Raw genomic sequence first — 23,127 nt, 5'->3', positions numbered from 1 at the left:
TTTAGTAATTTCTCTAATTGTCTGATACCTGTCAAGTAACGACCCTTATTTATGAATCCACTATTTTGTTATTTTGTCAATGCGTAAGTCCTAAAATATTTAAAAATATTTAAAGCTTTAGATAATTCATTTCTAAGAATTATGATTGAAAATAATATCTTGGTAAATCTCAACCATTTTGGCTGCTACTTTATCCCACGTGTATTGTTCTCTAATCATTAGACGAGCGCGATCGCCCATATCTTTAGCTGCTTGGGGATGAGTCAGATATTGTTCAATCGCTTCGGCAATCGCTAGGACATCCAATTGAGGAACGTAACCTAGTTGGTGTTCTTGAACCACAGCAGCCAAAGCCACTCCAGGGGTAACAAGGACGGGAACACCCACCGCCAAAGCCTCTAGAACTGCTAAACCAAAGTTTTCCGCATGGGAAGTTAAGGCAAATAGATCCGACCCTTGGATGAAGAGGTTTTTTGTCTCTCCGCCAATAAATCCGGTAAAATGGGTGCGATCGCGAATGCCAGTTGCAACCAGCGCCGATTCAATTTCTGCTTCGTATTCTTTGCAACCACTACCTGCGACAACGAAGGTAAAACGATGATGAGTGAGTTTACCTAAGGCAGGAATGAGATAATCCAGTCCTTTTTTCGGATGCAGGCGGGATAAAAATAAAATTACAGGTTCACCGACTGGGACTTGCAAATGTTCCCGAAGTCGATGACGTGCATCGAGAATCAGTGTTGGCTGGGAAAGTCCGTGAGGTAATACAAAACTGGGTACACTCAGTCCCAATTGAGCAACTTCTTGCTGTTCTAGTTGGGAGGTAAGGTGGATAGCGCGAGAGTGATTCAGGTTAGCTTCCTCAATTATCCTCATGTAAATTTGCTTTCTGCGGGTGCTTTGCTGCAAAGACCATTCGGATAATAAGCCATGTGGGATCACAATATAGGGAATATTTTTCAGGCGAGCGATCGCCATTGCGATCGTCGATGCATAAGAGAAGATCGCATGAATATGTAAAATGTCATATTGAGAAATATTATTCCAGAGCCATGTTGTTAGCTGCCAAGAAAAAGCGTATTCTCTGACAAGTTTGACAGTGGGTGAAAAGCGAGAAAAAAACCAAATTGGAACTTGCTTATATTCAACGAGTTTCTGTAAAGGAACATCAAGTAAGTAATCGCCGTTATCGTTAGTCGTAGCAATCTCAGCATCAATATTATTGGCTCGCAATGCCTTAACCATATCCATCACAACAAGACTTGGACCACCCCGCACATGAGGAACAGATGGAATAACATGGAGAACTCTCATAACGGAGATTTGCAGCATTGTCTAGTAAGATGCACCATTTGAGTTTCAACCCTATTTAGGCTTCGTAATATACACTACACTTCTGACTCGTAGCTCTTGAATTCTTACGTTTTTACTTGACGATCGTATTTTTCATTCATGGCTTGATGATAAAGTTTAATATACTCGGAAATCATTTTCTCTGGTGAAAATTTTTGAGAATTCACAAATCCTTTCGACTTTAGCGTTTTGAGTATAGGAAGATTATGAATAATTTCTGCGGCAGTTTCTTTGTGCCGATCTGGTTCTATATATATAGCTGCATCTCCTCCTACATCATTCATCGGGGAACGGTTTGATGTAAAGACAGGACAACCGCAAGCTTGAGCTTCAACAATTGGCCAACCAAAGCCTTCATAGAGGGAAGGAAAAAGCAAAGCCGTAGCAGAAGAATAGATAGCTCTCAGGCTTTCGTTATCAATTTCTACTAACTCTATTACCTTTTGTGTAATATTATGAGTTTTGATGAATTGATGCATTTCATCAGTCATGGGTTTACCCACCATTACCAAGTAAAATTCTGGTTGTTGCAGTTGCAGAATTAGTTGATAAAAAATTGATAAAACTCCCAACCGATTTTTGTACCAGTGATTTGCTCCTATGTGTAGAATAAATTGACAATCATCAGGAATTCCCAAAGCTTTTAAACGTGGCTGAGATTCTATCACTGTCATGGGACTATAGGGATAGTTTAAACCCATAGGAATCACAGATACAGAACTCTGTGATAGAGAACAAAGACGTAACACATCGCTTTGAGTTTGTTGAGAAACGCAAGCAATTTTTTGCCCTTGGTTAAGTCCCCTCATCACCATCTGCTGAAATTGCTTACCAGTCCATCCAGTGCGACATTCGGGAAATTCTCCTAAACCAGAACGAATTGGAAATAAGTCATGACAAGTAATTATATGGGGTACGTTTCGCAAATATTTTACGTAAACCGCATTGCCTTGGTCGCATATGTGAACTACATCTGCCCAAGATAATGCTTGACGCAATTCTGCTGGGAAAAGAACGAATTTATCAATATAACCTAACCATTTTCTCAAGAAAGCCGATGAAAGCAGCTTCCCAAACCAAGGATTTGGGCGAATAATTCTAACTTGATGCCCAAGTTTGGTTAAGTAATTTTCCAACATAGAAGCAAATATATCCATGCTTTGGATTGCATCTAATTGGTAATTACCAATCAACAAAATTTTCATTTTTGGCTATACTTTTGGTTTTTGATTAGAGTATTTTGATTTAAAATGCCAGAGAACTCGCTTGGCATTAATTATTGCCTCAGCAGGCAATAGAGATTTAAGTATATTCTTGTTAATAGCCTCTAAAGTCTTGGGTAACAACTGCTTTTGTAGCTCCAAAATATCTTGGAGAGTCATAGTAGCGATTGAAGTGTTAGGAAAAGCTGGGTAGTCTCTCTTAAAACCAAATCCCAGGTAATCCATTACCTCTGGCGTGAGATTTTCCAGGTATTCAGTATTGACTATATTTTTTTCACCATGTCCTACATTATCACTACCAACTTCATCTACTTGAAAAAGCAAGGTAGTTCTGTTGTAGTTTTGATCGTGAAAAGGTTCGGCTCTATGTATTCCGTGGATATCACATAAGATAAAACTTCCCTTTTTCATCGGGAAGGTTAGTATATCTTCTTGATATTTACTGTCAATATAACTATCGCTGAGATAAATTTCACCACTATATTTTCTAGACCACTTGTGAGAATCTTTAATATATTGAAAGGCATTCTTTTCCACATCTGATAAATAAAACAAAAACAAGAGGCCAGGCATATTATGTTTTTCCGATAATTGTTTGCCGACTTGGCGATTATTATCTGTATGCCAGGGCATATGAGAATTTTGAGATGTTTGATAAACTCGATGATTAGTTAATTTATAATTATCATCAAAATATTCTTTGCAAATATCTAAAACTTTTCTAGAAGTAATAACATCATAGGTTTTTTTAGATCCGGCTAGACAATGGGTAAAAAATTTAATGTCTTGAGCTGTAACCACACCAACATCATTAGTATTTAGAAGGAGCTGATTGAAGTCAATTTCTTGAAGTAGTTCTTCAACATACTGTGCAGTTAAGGCTTGCTCAAAAGCAAAGAATCCTTTAGTTTTCAGGTCATTAACTATTTGACTAGTACTGATGTTGGTTAAATCTGGATTAAACATATTAAGACTCCGACTGGAATTTGGAATATTTTTAGATCAACTCAAAATGTTTTTCTAAGTAACTGCCAAGAGTTTTTTGAAATTGTTCAAAGCCAAATTTCTTAATTACCTTTTCTCTCAATGCCTCTGGTTGATACATCAGGGGATTAGGATAAATACCTTGTAGTATTTGAATTATAGTTTGGGCGATCGCCTCTACATCATCTGGGTTAACTAGTGCGCCTAACTCACCCTGACACAAGGCATCCTGTGCCCCATCTTGATTTCCTCCAAGGGTAGGCTTACCGCAAGCCAACGCTTCTAGGTAAACAATGCCAAAGCCTTCAGCTTTGCTTGGCATGGCAAAAACATCGCACAGATGGTAATAAGAGCTAAGTTCTGCATCAGGAACGTAGCCAGTTAATGTGACGCAATCTTGGAGTTGATATTGAGAAATTAGCTGTTCAATTCGGAGTTTATCATCTCCCTTGCCTACCAGAATATAATGAACATTGGGGATAGCCTGACGAATTTGGGGTAAAGCAGCTAGAATTCTGTCATAGCCTTTATATTGCTCTAATTGGGAAAGCCGAGCCACAGTGAGGATAATCGGTTGTTCAGGTTTCAAACCATATTGTTTGAGGAGGTTATCTGGTTTGGGTGCAATCTGAAAACTATCAGCATCGAAGGTATTAGGTAGAACTACAACTTTGTCAGGATCGAGGTTTTGTTCTTGGATAAGGCGATCGCGTGTATAGTGACTTACGGCTAAAATGCGATCGGCGTGGTGTAAAGCAGTCTGTAAAGTGGAATTCTGAAGATTCCAGACCTCAATTCCATGAGCGACAACCCAGTAAGGAATGCCCATTAGTCGTTTCAATAAGTAGGCAGGAACACTAAAGTTGAGATGGCTGGAGAAAATCAAATTTGGGCGTTGCCAAAAACCAAGACCAATCAGTTGACTTGCAAAAGCTGGAGTTCGTAGAGATAAAGGCCAGTTCCCAGATGGGTGAAAGTATAAATTAGGGGACTTTGATGGTACATCAGTATCATGCTTAATCAAAATGTCATAGGCAAAATTGGGGTAAATAGTTTGGAATCCTTTTAAACAGAAGGAGGAATAACGTTGTATTCCTCCCGTAGAGTTGAATAGGTCAGGGAACCAGAGATGGCAGTGATATTGATGTTTGCTAAGGCTTTTTTGAATCACTTTGTTCTGATAAGTAACAGTTTTTCATCATTTGGCGTCAGTCCTGGCATTTTCTCAAAGAGAATTTACATAATCAAGCGCCTGTTTTAAACCTTGGGTTGCCTGAGTATAGTTATACCCAGTCACAATTTTGAGACTTTCTTCTCCCCAGCGCCGTAAACGTTCGCCATCGGAGAATGCTTCTTGCAAGCTATTGGCTAAAGCAGATACATTACCAGCAGGAAAAATTAGTCCATTGTGATGCTGATGTATGAGATTTTGGGCACAACCTACATGACTGCTGACAACTACCGGACGACCTAAGCACATTGCTTCGTTAACAGCAAGCCCCCAAGTTTCCCCAGAACCATAGCTAGGTAAAACAACTAAATCAGCAGCCGCATAGGTACGCGGCATCAGGGTTTGATTTTGGAAGGGTGCAAAGTATATATTGGAGTGTCCAGTAGCTGCGGATTTGAGGTCTGCTTCTAAGGGACCTGCACCTACAAATAATAGCGATACACCAGATATATTTGCCTCCAAAAAAGCCAGGAGTAAATCTAAAGGACGTTTTTTGGGTTCAAACTTACCTGCAAATAAAATCACCCTATCATGAGATGGAATCCCTAATTCCTGCTTCCAAATAGTTGCTTGCTGTTTTGCATTCTCAGTTTGAGTAAAAAAGCGATCGTTATCTACAGTATGGGGAGAAAAAAATAAACTTTGTTCCGAAACCCCATGATATCGGAAGTAATCATAGTTAGCTTTACCCACATAAAGGCAGGCAGTAAAGCGATGATAAATCTGTGTAATAAATTGCCGACGTGCCCATGCTTTCATCCCAGTAGGCTGTAGCAATCGATGGGAATCACCACGAAATAATAACGGTATAGCAAGAGAATTCCACTGCCATAGAAAGCGATAAATGCTGGCATAGTTGTAGCACATCAATAGCACCGCATAAGGATTGTAGGCTTTTACCTGAGATACGAGAGATGGATTTTGTAATCCCCACAAATAATGAACACCTGGAGCCGAACTGTGGTTGGGCACAAATTCATATTCATAGCCATCTAACAGTGGAATATCCCACTGAAGAACCTGTTTAAAACCCACATCCACCTGTGGATTAATACCGAAGTCCCAAAGGTAAAATACCCGAATTTCAAGATCAGTAGACCTAGTAATATAGCGAAACCAAGGTGCATAATATTGAATAGGGTGTGTTGATATAATTGCTAATCTTGTCATGCCATCATATATAATAATTATTATTGAATCTCTGATACTGAATCAATTAAGTATTTTATTGATTTAGTCCTGATAATCCTGACAGTTTATTATTATCTTTGAGTTTCAGACAGGGTTTTTCAATCAAGTAATAAGAAACAAGTCCAGCCAGAAAACTAAACCCGAGGTTATAGGGAAAAATTCCTGAAATAGTAGTATTCTGATTAGTAAAAAATAATTGCTGCCAGATGTATAAGCTATAAGAGATTTTTCCTATATAAACAAGAACTGGTATACTCAGTAATTTATTTGCATAGGAAAGTGGATTAGCATGGAGCCAAGCAATCAGTATTCCTAAGATTATGGCATCTATAGTTAGACCTATGGAGATTAAATAACCTCTAATCAAGTGAGCCAAAATGGGAGTAATGAACAATGGCCAGATCAGTAATATTGCTATAGAAAATCCCTTTAATTTATATATACGCTGGGTTGAGGTAGGAAATTTAGTAAGAATAGCCATCAAGCAGCCTACCATAATACTATCGATCGAGGTATGTAGCATCATATTTAAATATCCTTTAATTGAAGGAAAGAAAAAATAGCTAGCTACACGTATAATGGGCATCGATAAAATTAGAAAAAGTGATAATTTACGAGATTTATTAATACCTAAAAATAATAGCAATGGAGGCCAAAGTAAGTAAAACTGTTCCTCTAAAGAAAGAGTCCATAAATGACCAAGAAACCAAGTTCCTACAAACGAACCATTGTGAAAAGGACCGAGATAGTTCCATGTAAAAGTTGCTGCTGCTATGAATTGTTCTATACTGATATTCAAATGAGCAATTAAGTTAAGAACGAAAAATACCGCAATAAAACAGTAAAGACTCGGAAATAACCGTATTGCACGTCGCACATAGAATCTCTTCAAATCAATAGTACCACTTTCATTAGTCTCTTTTAACAAGATTATGGTAATCAAATAACCACTTAGAACAAAAAATAGCCTAACTCCTAAGCTGGAATTGGCTATAAATATTGATCCTAAATTCCAAATATCGCTCTTAGACTGAATAGTATTTTTTGCATGGTCTAGCAAAACCAAGAAAATAGCTATTGCTCTGAGACCATCAAATGAATTAATGCGCTTTTTAATCATTAAATTTATAATTTTTGTATGATTTATTTTTGATATAAAAAATATCTAAATTATATTCTAGGTAAAAATAAATCTTGCCACATAACTTATGAAGGAGTATGGCGTTGAAAGGGATAATATGTAATAGCTTTCATCAATAAACTTCGGATGACCAATAAAAGCATTGTACTTTGAGATAATACACTCAGAAATGAACCCAAAGTTAATTCGGTTTTAAGTGACAGCATCAGCAAAATTAATGATACCAAAAATCGATATGATGTAATGGGAACATTCATAGTCAAACGAGTTATCCATCCATATAAACTACCTAGAAAAATTCCTAAACCAGCGCAACCTACTCTGCCAAAGTTAGCATAAGCTTCCTGTAACAATCCCCAGGATATTTCTGTTGAAAGTGTATCTTTATATGTTTGTAACCCGTAATATATACTTAGTATGTTGGTGGCTTCACTACCACGAATCTTATTTGAATTAAATATTCGAGGTGTTACTAACTGAGGTATAATTACATAAGTTTTTCCCTGCATATATTCTCTTATAGTTCCTGTCTCAGAAATAGCTTTCATCAGCATATGTATAATACTTGAACGGTCATCCAAGCTTTCTGGTTTCGATTTATGCTTGCCTATACTGTCTTTAGAAGTATTTATCTGCTGCCAAGAATTATTAATCCAGGTAATATATAAAGTCGTATATTGTGAAGGTTGAATTGATCCTTGATTCCAGTAATTAGCTCGAGTTTCTCCTTTACCTAAATTAAGGAATGATATCATTATGAAAGTGATCAATAATAATCGCCAGGGGAGTTTTTTACTACCAAGCATCCAACCTAAACTCGTTAAGACTACATATACCCCTGCGACATTAAGGTAAAGACCAACTCCTGATTGAAAAACCAAAATTATTGCTAGCAAAATAAATAGTCTGGAATCTCTAATAATTAAGCGTTTAGCTCCTAGCTGATAACCTAATATCATTAATCCAAGGTTAGTGAGAGATGGTAATGCCGTTTTCAGAATCGTATAAATTGAACTAGGTATTATTGACCAGATATATCCAGTATTTTGTAAAAAATCAAATGTAATAGAAAAAACAATTATTTGTAGAAAGAAAGGGGTTATTTGGTTTGGTTTAAATACTTTAATTTTAGATATGCCTTGAGGTTCACGTCTGACGAAAGCCAGCCAAGTTATTGTTCCCACTACCATAAAAATAACAACGGCTAGAGCTGCATCAAAACGCAATGATTCAGGATACTTAAGGATATTTGGATTTTTGGAAACAAGGGGAAAAGCGTGTGTTCCCAAGTAGGTTAGTGTCATTATTGGAAATATCGGCAGTCCTTTAGCACGATCGGCACACCATAGATAGGCTGGTAATAGTGCCATTCCTGCAATTAATAAGGCACTAATCTTACTGAGAAAGGGTGCATCAGGAGTGATAATTTTCAGTGTTACTAACATCAGAGCAATCCAAAATGCTCTCAAAAACCAACGTTTCTGATGTTTGCTAAATCCTATAGGTGACTCAAAATTAAACCCAGATGTCATAACTTTAGAAAATGGGTATCAGTATAAAGCTTGTACAAGTCACCATTTTAACCTTGATGGAAATTTTTAGCAGTTAGCCTTTAACCTTATTCTTAATAAGCAAGTTTGACTACTTTTTCTAGAAATTGAGCAATTTATTCAACGCATAAATCAAGGTTTCTTTGTTCATCAAACCCAGTTCATGATGAATTGCCCCTTTTAGAATTAGCAAGACTCCGATCAAATATGGCACACTGCTGGCGGGTCATTTCTCTATCTGTATAGGGTTGAAAGGCTAACCAGTCAGTTTTTGGTTGAAACCCTTTCGGCATAGAGAGCAACCAATTAATTTGAGCAACCATCTCGGAAAGTAAATCTTCAGGCTGGTTTGATGAAGCAAAGGTCACAACTTGACCAGATTGGCAACGTTGTAGAATATCAACCACAGAACTCTGGTGGTGAAAAATTGCCAGGATGGGTTTGCGGGCTAGAATACAGGGATAAAGTTTGGAAGCTGTATAGCTAGGGTCATCGGAGCCAATTAGTAGAATAGCATCGCTATCAATGAGAACTTGTAGCGCCTCAAAGTAGGGAATGCGATGAGGATGTTCGGTTACTAAGTCAGCAACACCTAGTTCTTGAGCTATCGGTTCTATAGTTTTAACGGCTTGACTACCAGGAGCGTAACTAGTACCAACAAAGTGCAGTTGAACTGATTGCCAAAGTTTAGAGTTATGGCGACGCTCCGACTGAATACTCAGAAATAGAGTCCTTACAGCCAAAGCCATATCATCACCACCTCGACCCACATATACCCAATGGCGCTTACCATCATTGGGGTTAAATATTTTTTGCTGAATATTGAGAGAGGGGAGTTTGTTAAAATCAGACTCTGGGGCACCAAAAGGCAGAACAGTAAACTGTTTTGCTTGTAAATGGGGATATCGCTGTTGTAAGGTTTTCGGATATGCTGGTGAAACACTAATTACATGACTGACTTTACTCATAGCCTTGGGTTCTAGCAGTTTTGCTTGGAGTTGAGCAAATCCGTACTTGAAGCGTCCTCCTGGTGGAGTGGTATCTGTATGTTTGTAGTAATCACTTAACCAAGGATCTTGAAAGTCGAGGATATAGGGTATTCCAAAGCGTCTGTACCATCTATTACCCAGAGCCATAGTGATGAATATGGTCGTTGAAAAATAGACCAAATCAAATTTTTGCAGCCGCAGCAGGCGATCGCCTGCTCTCAGTAAATAGGGAAAACATCGCAGCCCCAAACCTCCCATACCAATCAGCCGAGTCTGTTGAACGGGTATTGCTCCTGTATATGTGACTGGGATATTAGAGGGAATTGTTTTTGCTAGTATCGGGTCTTGGACTCCTTCAACACAGTCTGAACGAACGGTTAAAATGTGAGGTTCCCAGCCAAATTGTTCAAAGTAAGGTAGAGACATTCGCACCCGATGATGATCGGGAGCGTTAATTGGTGGGAAATGGGGACTAACTATTAGAACTTTATGATTCATTAATTAGAGTATAAAAAAGCACGAAGTATAACTAGTTTTGCTAGTAAATACTGGTAAATGCTACAAAGCTTTAATTGTTTACGCTCACCTACTTATCTGCTGGTAAAGCTTCTCATACTGCTCTACAATTACATCAGCAGAAAAACACTGTTCAGCACGTTGACGACAGTTATGACGGTTAATATTTGGTAATTTTTCAATAGTCATAACTGCTTCTTCAAGACTATTAACTAAATAGCCATCAATCCCTTGACGCACAATTTCTGGTAATGCCCCTCTTGGACAGGAGATAACAGGTGTACCACAAGCCAAAGCTTCAGCGAAAACAATACCAAAAGGTTCTTCCCACTCAATCGGCACGATCATGGCAACAGCTTGTCCCAGAAGTTCATTTTTCTGAGCATCGTTAACAGTTCCAACATACTCAATCCCATCTTTGCCAAGATTGGGAACAATTTCTTCTTGCCAGTACTTTCCTTCTTCTCCGGTTTTGCTGTAGTTGCCAGCGATAATTAAACGCCGCCCAGTTTTTTGGGCAACTGCGATCGCTGTATGCGCTCCTTTTATTCGTTCAACTCGACTCAAAAATACCAGTGGTGCATCCTCCGCTACTGTCGGCACAAAGTTATATTTCTCTAGCTCGACGCAATTGTGAATGGTATGCCAAATTCCACCATTTGTCTTTCCCTGATTACAAATGTAGTCACTACATCCTGTGAAGGTGAGAGTTCCCCGAGCCAGCTTCGCTCCCCAACTGGTGGTGCGCTTGGTAGGGTAGCGCTGGTAAGACATCACCTTTGGCAGTTGATAACCCAGTAGAGGCAGCAGATAGAGAATGCGAGAAAAGCTGTGAACTAAGTCAGGCTGGAATTGCTGAACTACTGACCAAAGATGAATTGTATTTTGAATTGTATCAAAGAGGTCTTGCGATCGTCTGCCCCTCCAAGGGAAAAAATCAGTGGTTGGTGAGGTGGAATCAGAGTGGGCAATGAGTCCGACAATATGACCTCTAGCTTGCAATCCAGTCACTAATAGGTCAACAATACGTTCAATACCACCATAAAGTTTTGGTGGTACTGGGATTTCCGGATCGGCGGTCAGTAAAATACGCATTTCAGGCTACCCAACGCTTATCAGATATTAGAGGACTATTACGTGGTACAAAAATGAAATCTGCTTGCCAAAGAGCTTGATCCAAAGGGCGACGAGTCAGACTACAAATATCATAAGCAACCCAATCACGTTCATTGAGCCAACCCACAACTTCCGCTAATAGAGGAACATTTTTATGGATATCCAGTAAGTTTATTTCTGCTAGAATTACCTGCGTTTGAGTAAGTGATTTTTCTGCTCCTTTTAGGACTTCTAATTCATAACCTTGGACATCCAGTTTTAGAAAATCAGGGGCACAATTGTTGAAGTATTCATGAACGATATTATCTACAGTTTTCATGGGATATGACTTTACCGTAAAGTTTTGTTTAACTTGCTCAATTAAAACAGAAGAAGCTGTTTCAGATTCATTAAATTGCACTTGTTCTTGTGATTCTGCTCCCAATAACACTGGAAATACCTGTACGACAGAATTTTGAGATGCTAGTTGCCTCAACTGCTGGACTCTATGTTCCAAGACTTCAAAACAGGCAATTCTTGATTTAGGAAAATATTTAATACATAAGTTAGTAAAATCACCTTGATAAGCTCCAACATCAAAAATATGAGTGGGCTTAAATCCAAGTTTAGCAAGCCTTTCTAAGGAATTAGGAATTTCAGGCACTTGTAACTTACGTGATAAATATTGCCGTATATTTTTGCGTAAAGACATAATTTCAGTTAAAAATAGTGTTTGATTATAAACTGCTTTCACAATTAACTACTATAAGTTATCGACCTGTTGCTCACAACAAAATTGTTCTTGAAAAGCTTCCAAGGAAGATATCAGCTTGAAATTGCTGTACTCCTGAACATAAGGTGATTGTGTTTTGAATCGGATCAAATTTTTTTGCGATCGCTTCCCCGCCAAGGTAAAAATTCAACCGCAGGTGAGGTATGATCAGGATGTGCTACTAGTCCAACGATATGACCTTTAGTTTGCAACCTAGTGACTAAAACATCCACAATACGTTCTATGCCTCCATAGAGTTTAGGCGGCACTGGCAGTTCTGGATCGACACTCAGTAGAATTCGCATTGCTTGATTTTCAGAAAAGCTTTTTTTAACAAAAATACTATTTTTGACAAATTAGAATAATATTTCCACACAATTGTGGAAACAGGATAGCTAAATTCTCTGATATCATTCTAAATAAAGAATATTTTAAATATCTTTGCGGCAGCAGACTAACTCCCCAAACTAGTTTAATATTGAAACCATATTCCATGAGATGGCTCTTTAAACAGGGAACGTTGTATAGACGTACATGATGAATTACATTCCTATATTCCATACTATTGGGATATTTACCTAACGGCACTAATACTCTGTTCCTTAAGTTGTTAATATTAGGTGTTGATAATACAAAATAACCACCTGGATTTAAATGATTCCAACATTCACTAATAAATTTATCCGTGTCAGTAATATGTTCAATTACCTCTAATGCTGAGATAAAATCAAATTTATCATCAATATTAAATTCAGCCTCTAAATCTCTTTGGCAATATCTCCAATGAAAATCACTTGATAGATTTTCATTCCAATCATCTACACCAGTGACTTTAACATCATATTTATCAATCAAGAGATTGACAAACTGTCCTTGGTTACAGCCTAGATCGAGCCAGTTACTATTTGTAGTAATTATTGGTGATAGATTTTCTAGTGCAGAGAAAATACGAGAAAATCTATACCAAGGATCATCGAAATTTTTAGTTACTTTTTTTAAAAAGTCTGTTGCTAACATTTTCTATCTCCTACCTGATTGTTTTGAATAATTAACCTTAAACAGAAGAAGCTATGGTTTTACAAACGTTGTTATTGAAAAGCTTCCTCTACAAGCTTGATAAAATGTTGCTGTTCTACATCCCAGTTATAAATTTCTTGACCTAATTTCCAAGCTTGAGTACGAACAGATTGCAACTTAGCTGGATTAGATAATAGGTTATCTAGAATTGTTGCTACTCTGGCTGAGTCATCAATATCTAGTAATAAGGCAGCCTCTCTTAGCTCTTTAGCAAACTCTTGTTGAGCAGGGGTAAGGCTCATTAAAATAGGTAATCCGGCTAAAAGATAAACAAAAATTTTATTGGTTAGACAAATCGCTCTATTCAGGGGCTGAATTAGCTCCAGGGATAAACCAATATCATGGCAAGCTGCTAACTGAGCCATTTGATCGGGGGGTGCAGGGGGAAGAAGGTGGAGGCGATCGCCTACTCCCACCTCCTGAGCTAATTGCATCAGCTGTTCTGAATAACCAGGAAAAGGAATACCTCGCAAGTGCAAACGCACACGGGTTTGCATCTTTCCCATCGCATGGATAATTGATTCTAACCCTCTACCATGGCCAATAGTTTGGGAAAACCAATAGAGGGAAGGCTCTGAACCAACGCGATCGCCCTGTTGTCGCCCTGTGGTCGCTGGTGCTTCTGCTAGGGGAAATACATTCAAAATCGGTTCCATGCTGACGCCGTAACGTTTAGCGTAGGCGGTGGCAATTCCTGGTGAGGCAGCAGTTAAGTGTTGACAAAAAGGTAATAAAGTGCGTTCAATGCGATCGCGTACCCTAATTTCTGCCTGGTTCTCTGGAATGTCCGACAATTCTCCGATATGAAAATCTTCGGCATCGAACCCAAGTTTGGCATTATGTTTGTGAGCAGCAGTAGCAGCGGCTGGAAGTGCAGCTAAACAATGGGCAATGTAAAGATCAGCCGGTTCAGCAGCAGCAGCTTTAGCTAGTCGATTACTGATAGTACTGTGGACTAAAGTGGCTACAGATAAATGGGGAATCCAACCTGTAGTTGCTACTCCCCGAGCTAATTGTTGCCCAATTCTACGAATCAAGTAGCTTGGTTTTGATCCTAGACTGACTTGTGTCCATGACCAAGGAGCTTGGGGCAAAATACTCTTATCCAAAAGACGGGCTTGGGCTGAATAATTCCCAGCAATTACTCTCACCTGAAATCCTGCATGATGTAAAGCATTTGCTTCTTTTAATAATCTAGGATTGCAGGATATATGACCAGGACTTACCAAACAAACCCGGTTACGACTCATGCTTTTTTGCTAATAGTTCTTTTAAAGAAGTTTCTAAGCGAGTACCATAGTTATCCCAGGTAAAATCCTTCGATCTTTTCAGAGCATTATTGCTCATCCTGCTCAATTCTTCCGGGTGTTGATACAAGTACTCTATTTTTTCTTGAATCGCTTGAGAATCCCTAATAGGTACAATAAAACCTTCCTCCCCTTCTCTGATTACAGAATCTCCTCCAGAGTTGGGAGTACAAATTACAGGCAGACCACAAGCCATAGCTTCTAACTGCACATAAGCCATTCCCTCATCTAAACTAGGAAAAATAAATACTGAGGAATTAGAATAATATTCTTTGATCTGAGAATGCTCTACTCTAGGTATATGGGTAAAGTATTCTTGATACTCGGCGAATATATCTTGAAATGGGGGTTCTAATTTACCAATAATTAGACATTCAAAATTATCTAGTTGCAAATTTTGTAAGGCTTTAAACAAGTAAATTAATCCCTTGCGAACCCCAACACTGCCCACAAATAAAATCCGAAAAATATCATCTTTTTTCGGCTGAGGACTGAATAAATTCAGCTCTACGCCATAGGGGATAACTATTAACTTATGATTGAGTACTCCGCATTTATTGAGAGAGTCTGCAACATATTTAGAAGGACACAGTATATAATCTGCTTCCTGACATTCCTGTAATTCTCTAGTAATTATCTTGTCAAATGTTTTGGACTGATAATCTAAATTTAATCGTTGATATTCTTCACACAATAATTGCTCTTGATGTTTGTTGCATGAACCACACTCTTCGAGAATGGCAATACCGCCTTTCTTTTTGACTGCTCTAATCGTTTGTAGGCTAGCCCAAGCCCAAGATATAGAAACATCTGGGTTTCCCACACGCAAACTAGCCATCCAATCGTAAACTACAGCAAGCAGCCATTCAAAAGGCGATTTAAAAAAATATAATTTCCCCAACAGCCTGTCCAGAATGAGAGATATGGTGAATATTGGGGGCAAAAATATTATTTTTTCGCGATTCACTGGTACTCGTTTATAAGCAAATGACGGATGAGAAGTGATTAGCTTGTATAAGCTATTCCTGTTCTGTAGCTGATATGCAAGATGATCTGAATGAAATTTAGTACCGCAAGATATTAGGACTTTCATGGAAGATGAACAAATTTAAAAAGTATTCTTGATATTGGCGCAGTTATAAAAATATTTTTTGCACGCTTGTAAAATTATTTTATTACTTTTGCAATCAAGACAATAACCATTTTGACCGCTAAGTTATTTCCCGACAATAGAACTGAAAAAAGCTAACTTATTAATTTGGGTTATAAGGTTATATCATGACTAAGAAATAGGAGATTTTCCTAAAAACCTCATTACAGAGCGTGTCACCTGCTGACCTAAGATAGTAGACATCATCCCTGCTAATTTTGGAAAACTCAGACTGAACCCTGGTTGCAGTTGATAAATATGGCGCAGATTTTCTTGAAAAAGTTTTTCTTCTGCCATAAATAGCGTGCGAGAAGTATAGTTATATCCACGTATTAGAGCCGAACAACGCTCTGGAGTCAGTCCACCATTATTCCTCCAAAATTCTTCGACTTGGCAAGCATTATGAAAACAATCTTTCACAAAGCCTACAGGACTTCGACTAGATAAACTGTTGTTCTTATGGACACGATAATTGGCTCCTACACCTGGTACATAGATAAATTTACCACCTACTAAAGCTGCATCCAACAAAAACCGTGCATCTTGAATAATAGGTAATGATTCATTCCAACCGCCGATTTTATCTACAATGTTCCGGCGATAGAGGAGAGCCGCTGGTGGTGCCCAGAAATCAGTGAATAAGGCAATTTCAGGATCGGAGTGGACATCTTCAATTTTTCTGGCGATAATTCCACCTGGCAGAAATTCACCCGTTTCATTCTCCTCTAATCTTTGCCAATCTGAGTAAGCAACATCAGCACCACTGGCTTCTAAAGCATTCACTCTTTTTTCTAAAGTGTCAGATCGCAATAAATCATCAGCATCAAGGTATTGGATGAATTTCCCTTGTGCTAAGTCTGTGCCTCGGTTACGAGCTGCACTAGCTCCTCGGTTGGAACCAAATTCTGCACTGACTTTATTTCCAAAAGATTTGATTACCTCTGCTGTGCTATCTGTTGAACCATCATCTACCAAAATAATTTCATAATCAGTTAAGGTTTGACAAAAAACACTTTCAATGGTTTGAGATAGAAATCGCTCGGCATTATAGCAGGGTATAATAATTGAAACAATTGGCACTATTTGTCCTCACCAGCTAAGATAAAAATTAATTATTATGTAATTTATCCTAGAGTGGCAAAGCTAGCTCGAGCAAAAACTTAAACGTAGTAAATTCGTTATTATTGAAAATTTTGGTTTACCTATTTACGCCTATTTCAATCATGAAAAATCTACTCTAGCAAGTTTTACCACTCTAGAATTTATCTATATAGGTTAGATTGAAGTATTACATATTGCTAAGTAATTCAGATAAGAATAGCTAGGGTCTGGTTCGACAGCATCCTGATAATATAAGGAACCTGATTCTTGAATTTGATAAAGTCGATATCCCAAATCTTTAAGGTTCAAAACAGTGAATTTCTGTGTTATTTTTGATATTTTTTACTAAAATTAGAGATTGTCAATTATTAGCACCCACATCTATAAAAACATGCTCCTCATCTTTTTCTAATAAAAACTTATAGAGGTTAAGGATATTTTGTTCATATTCTTCTATATTAAAAAACAACGCATCTTTAGATATTCCACAAATTCTCCCATATATTAAGGATTTACCATTTTGATTAATGGGAAAGAAAAATTTATTATCTGGATTGATATCACAAATATGTTTCCACAATTTATATGAAAATTTTCGAGGAATTAAGCTGCTTCTTAGTAGTTTTGCGATGATGTTAAGGTTAGTCATAACTTCTCCATTTGTTGATAAAGATTTGCCATTTCTAATGCCACTTCCTTCATCGTCCGCACGGGCGCGATCGCCTGGCGTAGTTTGTCTAATACATTTCGGTTACGATTAAGATACGCTATGGCCTCGCTCCAAGCTGCAACATCCATCGCTGGGACTAACCAGCCATCTACACCATGTTTGACTAACTCTGCAATTCCGCCGAGATTAGAACCTAAAACAGGCGTACCTACAGCCTGAGCTTCTAAAACTGTTAGTGGCCCAGTTTCTAGGCACTGGGATGGTACAGCTAAAACATCAAAGCTGGTGATCGCATCTGGCACATCTGTGCGTGATAGGGGTTCTGCCAAGCGAATGCGAGGATCATTAGCAGCGTGAGATAAAACCTGCTGTTGATAGGCTTTCCCCTCGTCTCCTTGTACTAACCCATGAATCACCAGTTCAACTGATACATTTAATGGTAAACGGCACACCGCCTCTACCAATATATGAATGCCCTTAATTTTGTCCCAACGTCCCAAAAAACCTATTCGTAAAGGTTTATTTGTTTGCGTACTAGGTTTTAAATTAACTTTTGTTTTGGCATAAGTTGGATCAACTCCCTGCCTACACAAAATAAGTTTTTCTTCAGGAACACCGTTCAGTAATAATGAATCGTAGAGCCACTGACAGACAGCCACAACGCGATCGCTTAAAGCAAACATCTCTTGTAAGCGATTTTGATGCATAGCGACTAAAGCTGGTGTAGCTAAAGCAGTAGCTAGACGTACACCAGAAAATTTTGTATGGGCGATCGCGCTTAATGATAGGGGTATTCTCGATAGTAGGGGAGCGACACTTGCTGGTATACCTCGCGCCATTCCCCAGCAAGTACCACATCGTTTCTGCTCAATACATCCATCACAAACTTTTTCCCCATTCAGCAGCATCGTACCACGTAGACAGATATTTCCTGGAACGTGGACTGTTACCACAGTTGGCATACCAAGCTTTTTGGCTTGTCGCAAGTGGTGTATGTCGCAACCAGTCACCCAAGAATGTTGATGATAGATATCAGCTTTTTGCTGCTGTAGCCACTGAACAAAATATTCAAAACCTCCGTGGGGTGTCACACCACGAATTTGCTCAAGGGTAAAGTTGGGAAAAACAGGATAACGATAGACGGTGACGCCATTGTGTTCGTAGGTGATTTCCTGAGTACCATTTTTAGGTGCAGCAACAATATTTTTTATCCCTTGGGAGTTTAATTGATTTACTAATCCATCTACGTATACTTCAGTTCCCCCAGAAGATTCGGGAAAATAGAATCCGAGACTTTGGACAACTTTCATTTAATCAGTAGTGTAGAAAACTATTTAAAATTGTTGAAATAGTAAATATGAACGAGCTGATACTACTTTAAAAGTACCTTTCATCCGATCAAATACAGCAGCTTTCCAATATCTTGATGATGGGATTAAACCATAAACTACAGCTATTAGCAATATAGCGCTCACTACTCTACCGAAAATATTTCCCTGTAATTGCCTAATCAAACGATAAGCTAAAGGAAGCTTTTGAATATAAGGTGTACATCCTACCTGTTCTAACATTCCCACAGTAATATTTGCAGATTTTTGCATTTTATGCCATCGCATAGCCGAAAAAATAGCACTAGTGAGTAAAGGTTTTTCGTATTCCATCAACTGAAAATGGAAAATTGAATCAAATACATTAGTATAATTTTCAGACAGTTTGACATTCATTTTTTTGATAAAGTTTAAATCGACAAAAGTTGCGTCTTGGGGAAAATCAACAATTCCTAGCCCTATGACATTTGGATTATATCTCCAAGCTCCACAAACTTCTGCAAAGGAACCAGCTTCATCCATCTCAAGCCTCATTCCACTAATCCATTTGACGTTATCAACAAGTTTAGAGATTTCTGCAAGATTTTTTAAAGCATTTCGCAACAAAATATCATCGCTATTCAACCAATTAAACCACTTACCTGTGGCTAATTCTATTCCTTTATTAATCGCACTGGCTTGTCCGTTATCTTTTTCACTCACCCAATATGTTAACCATTTATCATACTTTTTAATAATCTCAATTGAATCATCGGTACTTCCACCATCTAAAATGATATATTCCAAATTTGGATAACCTTGAAGTAGAACAGACCGGATAGTTTCTTCAATAAATCGACCATAGTTATAATTAGGTGTTACTATACTGATTTTTGGCCATTCCGAGCCGTCTGGCATTTTTTCCGGTAGTAGTTGAGTGTTTTCCGTCCAAGGCCAACCAGTTTTTCCTGGTGGCGGTGGGGGAAGTTCATTTAGGGTTAGATAACTCATTACTACTAAATTCCTTAATTGAATACGTGTCTATATGTATTAGGACTTACGCAAATAATAGCTGAAACCTGATTCTACTGTAGTAGGGGCAATTAATGAATTGCCCCTACCGCTTGTAGTTTTACGTAAGTCTTATATATACCAATCCTAAATAATTCGTGATAATTTTAAATTGATGCGTCCCCCTGATTCCTTAGGGGACGGCGTTAGGCAGAGGTTGAATTTTCTGATTAAGCTCTAGGTTGATAAAATCTGACTATATAGCTCAATATATCGTTGAGCTTGTAGTTCTAATGAGTATTCTTCTAAAGCGATCGCTCGACAGTTTTTACTCAAGCGATGGCGCTGTTGTTTATCTTCTAAAAGCTCTACAATTCCGTTAGATAAATCCTGAGCATCTTCTGGTGTAGCTAGGTAACCGGTGATATCTGGACGCACTAGATCGGGAACACCACCAATTTTAAAAGATACTATTGGGGTTGCACAGGCCATGCTTTCTTGCAGGACTAAGGGCAGATTATCAGCGCGAGTGGGAAAAATGAACAAGTCAGCAGCAGAATAAGCAATGGACTTAAGGCGATCGCTATTTACATAGCCCAGATTCAATCCGGGCATTCTTACTGCCTCGGAGATAACTTCACCGCCATCACCGATAGTCACAAGCATAGTCTCAGCTTTCAGGGATTCTGGCAAGTTTTCTAGGGCTTTTAATAGCAAATCACCCCCCTTACGAGAATCTTTGAGATTTTCCGCGCCAAACATCAAAACTTTTTTACTTATTGGGATACCAAGAAGTAAACGACATTGTTCGGAATCAAGAGGTTGATAGGCTTTTGTATCTATGCCATAGGGGACATGATGAATGGGAAACCTGTTAAGCATACTTTGTTTGGCTTGCTCATTCAACCAATGACTGGGAGTGACGATAGTTAAATTGGAGCGGCTATAAACCCAATTTTTTAGTTTCCATTCTAGGCGCGTACTATCTCTGGCAATCCCTGGATAAGTATCTAGATAAGGACATTTGCCACAACCAATTTTCCAGCGATCGCAATCATAACTATAGGCACAATGTCCAGTAAAGCTCCACATATCATGGAGTGTAAAAACTGCTGTTTTTCTTTCAGTCAGCGAGGAAATCCCCAAGTAGTTGAAGTAGCCTGTATGAAGGTTATGAAAGTTAAGAATATCTGCCTCTTGATAGAAACTATGCTTGGGAATATCAAAGCTACCAAGTAGGTTAATGTAGTTAAGTCCCAAACGAGCGCTGAAACGATAAAGTTGATTTTCAATCCGAGGCTTTGAAAACACAGCTGCCACGCGATCGCTGCTTGTTTTGACTCCTCCTACTAGCAAGCGCGAATTAACACCTTGATCTAGTAAACCTTGGTGTAGTCGATAGCCCGCGATCGCCGCACCACCAGAGATGTCGGACTGATTAATGTGAAGAACTTTCATAAAGTATGAGGCTATATTGGCATATTTATACAAGCATGATATTTTAGCTTTTCAATAACAGTTTCTGCTGATAATCCCGGTTTAACACTTATTAATTAAGGGCGCAACAAATTAAGCCGCCCTCTCACACCAAGATCACCTTTCTTTAAAAGTCTGAGCCACAAGCGTACCCGTTCCTTAAAAGGAAGGTAGTCTGCATGACTCTTCATCATCTCATCCAATTCATAAAAATTTAAATTAATGGCATCAGAGAAGATGCGTGGCAAAAAGACATCGGGTTCGCCAAGGCACATTTGATCAGCAGAAGCTGGTAATGTAGTTACCCGAGGTAAATTTGCAGCATGGAGGTATATCTGATCCAAGCTATCTTGCCAATTACATCCTAAATGAGTTTCTAAAATTTTTTTCTGAGTTGCTTCTCCAAGAGATGCCCTAAACTGCTCATCATTAATGAGTCGAGACAGAACGATTGTATACTCTTCCAGGTTTTGCACACGGATTAGATTACCTGCTACACCTGGTGCATCAGACCCGAGAATTTCGGAGTCATTAGAATAGGGAAAGCGTGTTACCAAAGGTATGCCGTAGCTTCCAGCTTCGAGTAGCGAAGTAACTGAGGGAATAGGGAATGAATCGACATATATATCAGCAGCCTGAAGGAAAACAGCAGTATCTTCAGTTTGTCCAAGAACCCTGATTCTCCCCTGACTTTGGTCGATAGCTGCTGACCAATCCTCAGCGCCGCCTGGTCCAATAACTATGAGAACAGCTCTGTCTTGCTGTTCTAGCAATCTGACATGTGCTTCAACAAAGCTAATTCCATCAACAGTTCTGTATTTCGCTGCTCTAGCAATAGAAAGTAATAATATGCTGTTTTCAGCAAGTCCAAGTTGTTGCTTGGCTTCTGTTCGAGAAAGCTTTCTCTGTGGTGGTTCTAAAATCGTAGGAAGCAGCATATTACGTTGCGCCTCAATGCTTCTGCGCTGTTGTGATAATTTCATACCTGATTCACGCAGGTTCACAACAACATTACTGATGCTAACACCCGGCCAGAACCAATGGTCACCATGATTAACATATATAACTGGTGGTAGTTGTTCTTTGTTTGCAAAGGCAATGCTGGGAATAATATCAAAGATACTGAGATGCAGCACAACTACATCAACATTTGCAGCGCATTGTCGCAGATGTTGAGCACGAACAATATAATTACCATCACTCTTGTCGCTCACCCCATATATTTTGCCATGCCGATTTCCTATAATATCTCTCAGAGTTTGTGGCACTTCATCCGGTGACTGTTTCGTCAAAAAAAGAGATTGGATACGCTCATGCTCCTGCTGCATCCAACGACCTAAGAACCTGGGAGGTCCACTCAAATATGTAACATCGGTAGCAACATGCAAAACATGCTTGGGAAGTTCGGGTGGCGAAGTGCGTTGACTGATAGAGAGAGGGTTTGATATGGCCTTTTGCCCAATCAGGAGGAGCACTTGCTCAAGATCCTGGCTGGCAAATAGACCACTGTGTTTAAAGCCTGCATGGATCGCTGCCATTTCTGCATAAGCGGCAGACGTATTATAATTACCTTGATGTGCAAACTTTCTTGCATCTGCAACAAGACTGCGAAACAGCTTGAAGTTTTCTTGAATGATTTGACTGCCTTCTGCTCGCCAAAGGCTGAGATGATCTTTAACTAATTTCTCCATATTATCCTCTTTTACCTGCTCTAGCTAGATTCTGGTAAGCACTATACTCAGGGACTTCCAAGAAAGAAATTATCGATCTGGTGGGGTGGGCATCCTGAGCGCCCTGAATATAGGACGGTGTTCGCGTAGCGGTACGTAATGCGGACACCCATGCCACAAGAAAATTTGTGATGTTTTTTATTTAGAAGTCCTGAACCAAAAATTAATATATTTTCTGAGCGTTTTATCGCTTTAACAAGGAAAAGCAAGTCCCAAAGCGATCGCACAACCATTTTGATTCATGCGATCGCTT

General features: G+C 38.8%; 20 protein-coding genes. All 20 read right to left on the bottom strand.

The features are described 5' to 3' along the window. Positions 1-132: 132 nt before the first annotated feature. The 20 genes from V7K69_RS01500 to V7K69_RS01405 all read right to left on the bottom strand — a co-directional run bounded on the left by V7K69_RS01500 (position 133) and on the right by V7K69_RS01405 (position 22,835). Positions 133-1,314, bottom strand: coding sequence for a glycosyltransferase (locus tag V7K69_RS01500; RefSeq protein WP_335030761.1), 1,182 nt, complete (start codon positions 1,312-1,314; stop codon positions 133-135). Positions 1,315-1,418: 104 nt separating this feature from the next. Beyond that, on the bottom strand, positions 1,419-2,558 hold the full coding sequence (locus tag V7K69_RS01495) for a glycosyltransferase family 4 protein (RefSeq protein WP_335030760.1): 1,140 nt from the start codon (positions 2,556-2,558) through the stop codon (positions 1,419-1,421). Positions 2,559-2,564: 6 nt separating this feature from the next. Next, positions 2,565-3,542 (bottom strand): phytanoyl-CoA dioxygenase family protein, encoded by a 978-nt coding sequence (locus V7K69_RS01490; RefSeq protein WP_335030759.1) that lies wholly within the window; start codon positions 3,540-3,542, stop codon positions 2,565-2,567. A 31-nt stretch (positions 3,543-3,573) separates the two neighbouring features. Continuing rightward, complete coding sequence (locus V7K69_RS01485) at positions 3,574-4,731, bottom strand: glycosyltransferase (RefSeq protein WP_335030758.1); 1,158 nt, start codon at positions 4,729-4,731, stop codon at positions 3,574-3,576. Between the two features lie 54 nt (positions 4,732-4,785). Continuing rightward, a complete protein-coding gene (locus V7K69_RS01480) occupies positions 4,786-5,961 on the bottom strand; it encodes a glycosyltransferase family 4 protein (RefSeq protein WP_335030757.1) in 1,176 nt (391 codons plus the stop codon). Positions 5,962-6,016: 55 nt separating this feature from the next. Next, complete coding sequence (locus V7K69_RS01475) at positions 6,017-7,102, bottom strand: acyltransferase family protein (protein WP_335030756.1); 1,086 nt, start codon at positions 7,100-7,102, stop codon at positions 6,017-6,019. Between the two features lie 86 nt (positions 7,103-7,188). Beyond that, positions 7,189-8,655, bottom strand: coding sequence for a hypothetical protein (locus V7K69_RS01470; RefSeq protein ID WP_335030755.1), 1,467 nt, complete (start codon positions 8,653-8,655; stop codon positions 7,189-7,191). A 179-nt stretch (positions 8,656-8,834) separates the two neighbouring features. Beyond that, positions 8,835-10,160 (bottom strand): hypothetical protein, encoded by a 1,326-nt coding sequence (locus V7K69_RS01465; RefSeq protein WP_335030754.1) that lies wholly within the window; start codon positions 10,158-10,160, stop codon positions 8,835-8,837. Positions 10,161-10,244: 84 nt separating this feature from the next. After that, positions 10,245-11,273: a glycosyltransferase gene (locus V7K69_RS01460; RefSeq protein WP_335030753.1), complete on the bottom strand. Its 1,029-nt coding sequence runs from the start codon at positions 11,271-11,273 to the stop codon at positions 10,245-10,247. Position 11,274: 1 nt separating this feature from the next. Continuing rightward, a complete protein-coding gene (locus V7K69_RS01455) occupies positions 11,275-11,985 on the bottom strand; it encodes an FkbM family methyltransferase (protein WP_335030752.1) in 711 nt (236 codons plus the stop codon). A gap of 167 nt (positions 11,986-12,152) precedes the next feature. Then, positions 12,153-12,350: a hypothetical protein gene (locus tag V7K69_RS01450; RefSeq protein WP_335030751.1), complete on the bottom strand. Its 198-nt coding sequence runs from the start codon at positions 12,348-12,350 to the stop codon at positions 12,153-12,155. Positions 12,351-12,387: 37 nt separating this feature from the next. Then, complete coding sequence (locus V7K69_RS01445; RefSeq protein WP_335030750.1) at positions 12,388-13,062, bottom strand: class I SAM-dependent methyltransferase; 675 nt, start codon at positions 13,060-13,062, stop codon at positions 12,388-12,390. A gap of 71 nt (positions 13,063-13,133) precedes the next feature. Beyond that, a complete protein-coding gene (locus tag V7K69_RS01440; protein WP_335030749.1) occupies positions 13,134-14,372 on the bottom strand; it encodes a glycosyltransferase in 1,239 nt (412 codons plus the stop codon). After that, complete coding sequence (locus V7K69_RS01435; protein WP_335030748.1) at positions 14,362-15,267, bottom strand: glycosyltransferase family 4 protein; 906 nt, start codon at positions 15,265-15,267, stop codon at positions 14,362-14,364. Before V7K69_RS01435 ends, V7K69_RS01440 begins: the two co-directional genes overlap by 11 nt. A gap of 444 nt (positions 15,268-15,711) precedes the next feature. Beyond that, on the bottom strand, positions 15,712-16,659 hold the full coding sequence (locus tag V7K69_RS01430) for a glycosyltransferase family 2 protein (protein ID WP_335030747.1): 948 nt from the start codon (positions 16,657-16,659) through the stop codon (positions 15,712-15,714). A gap of 382 nt (positions 16,660-17,041) precedes the next feature. Beyond that, entirely contained in the window at positions 17,042-17,329 is a 288-nt protein-coding gene (locus V7K69_RS01425; protein ID WP_335030746.1) for a hypothetical protein, read from the bottom strand. Beyond that, positions 17,326-18,660 (bottom strand): glycosyltransferase, encoded by a 1,335-nt coding sequence (locus V7K69_RS01420; RefSeq protein WP_335030745.1) that lies wholly within the window; start codon positions 18,658-18,660, stop codon positions 17,326-17,328. The genes V7K69_RS01425 and V7K69_RS01420 overlap by 4 nt, the downstream gene beginning before the upstream one ends. Positions 18,661-18,684: 24 nt before the next feature. Next, positions 18,685-19,668 (bottom strand): glycosyltransferase family 2 protein, encoded by a 984-nt coding sequence (locus V7K69_RS01415; RefSeq protein ID WP_335030744.1) that lies wholly within the window; start codon positions 19,666-19,668, stop codon positions 18,685-18,687. A gap of 237 nt (positions 19,669-19,905) precedes the next feature. Continuing rightward, complete coding sequence (locus V7K69_RS01410; protein WP_335030743.1) at positions 19,906-21,126, bottom strand: glycosyltransferase family 4 protein; 1,221 nt, start codon at positions 21,124-21,126, stop codon at positions 19,906-19,908. 95 nt (positions 21,127-21,221) lie between these two features. Next, positions 21,222-22,835, bottom strand: coding sequence for a glycosyltransferase (locus V7K69_RS01405; protein ID WP_335030742.1), 1,614 nt, complete (start codon positions 22,833-22,835; stop codon positions 21,222-21,224). Positions 22,836-23,127 lie beyond the last annotated feature (292 nt).

Origin of the sequence: Nostoc sp. (assembly GCF_036917775.1) — a bacterium.
GTDB lineage: Bacteria > Cyanobacteriota > Cyanobacteriia > Cyanobacteriales > Nostocaceae > Nostoc.
This window is presented reverse-complemented; position numbering and strand designations above follow the sequence as displayed.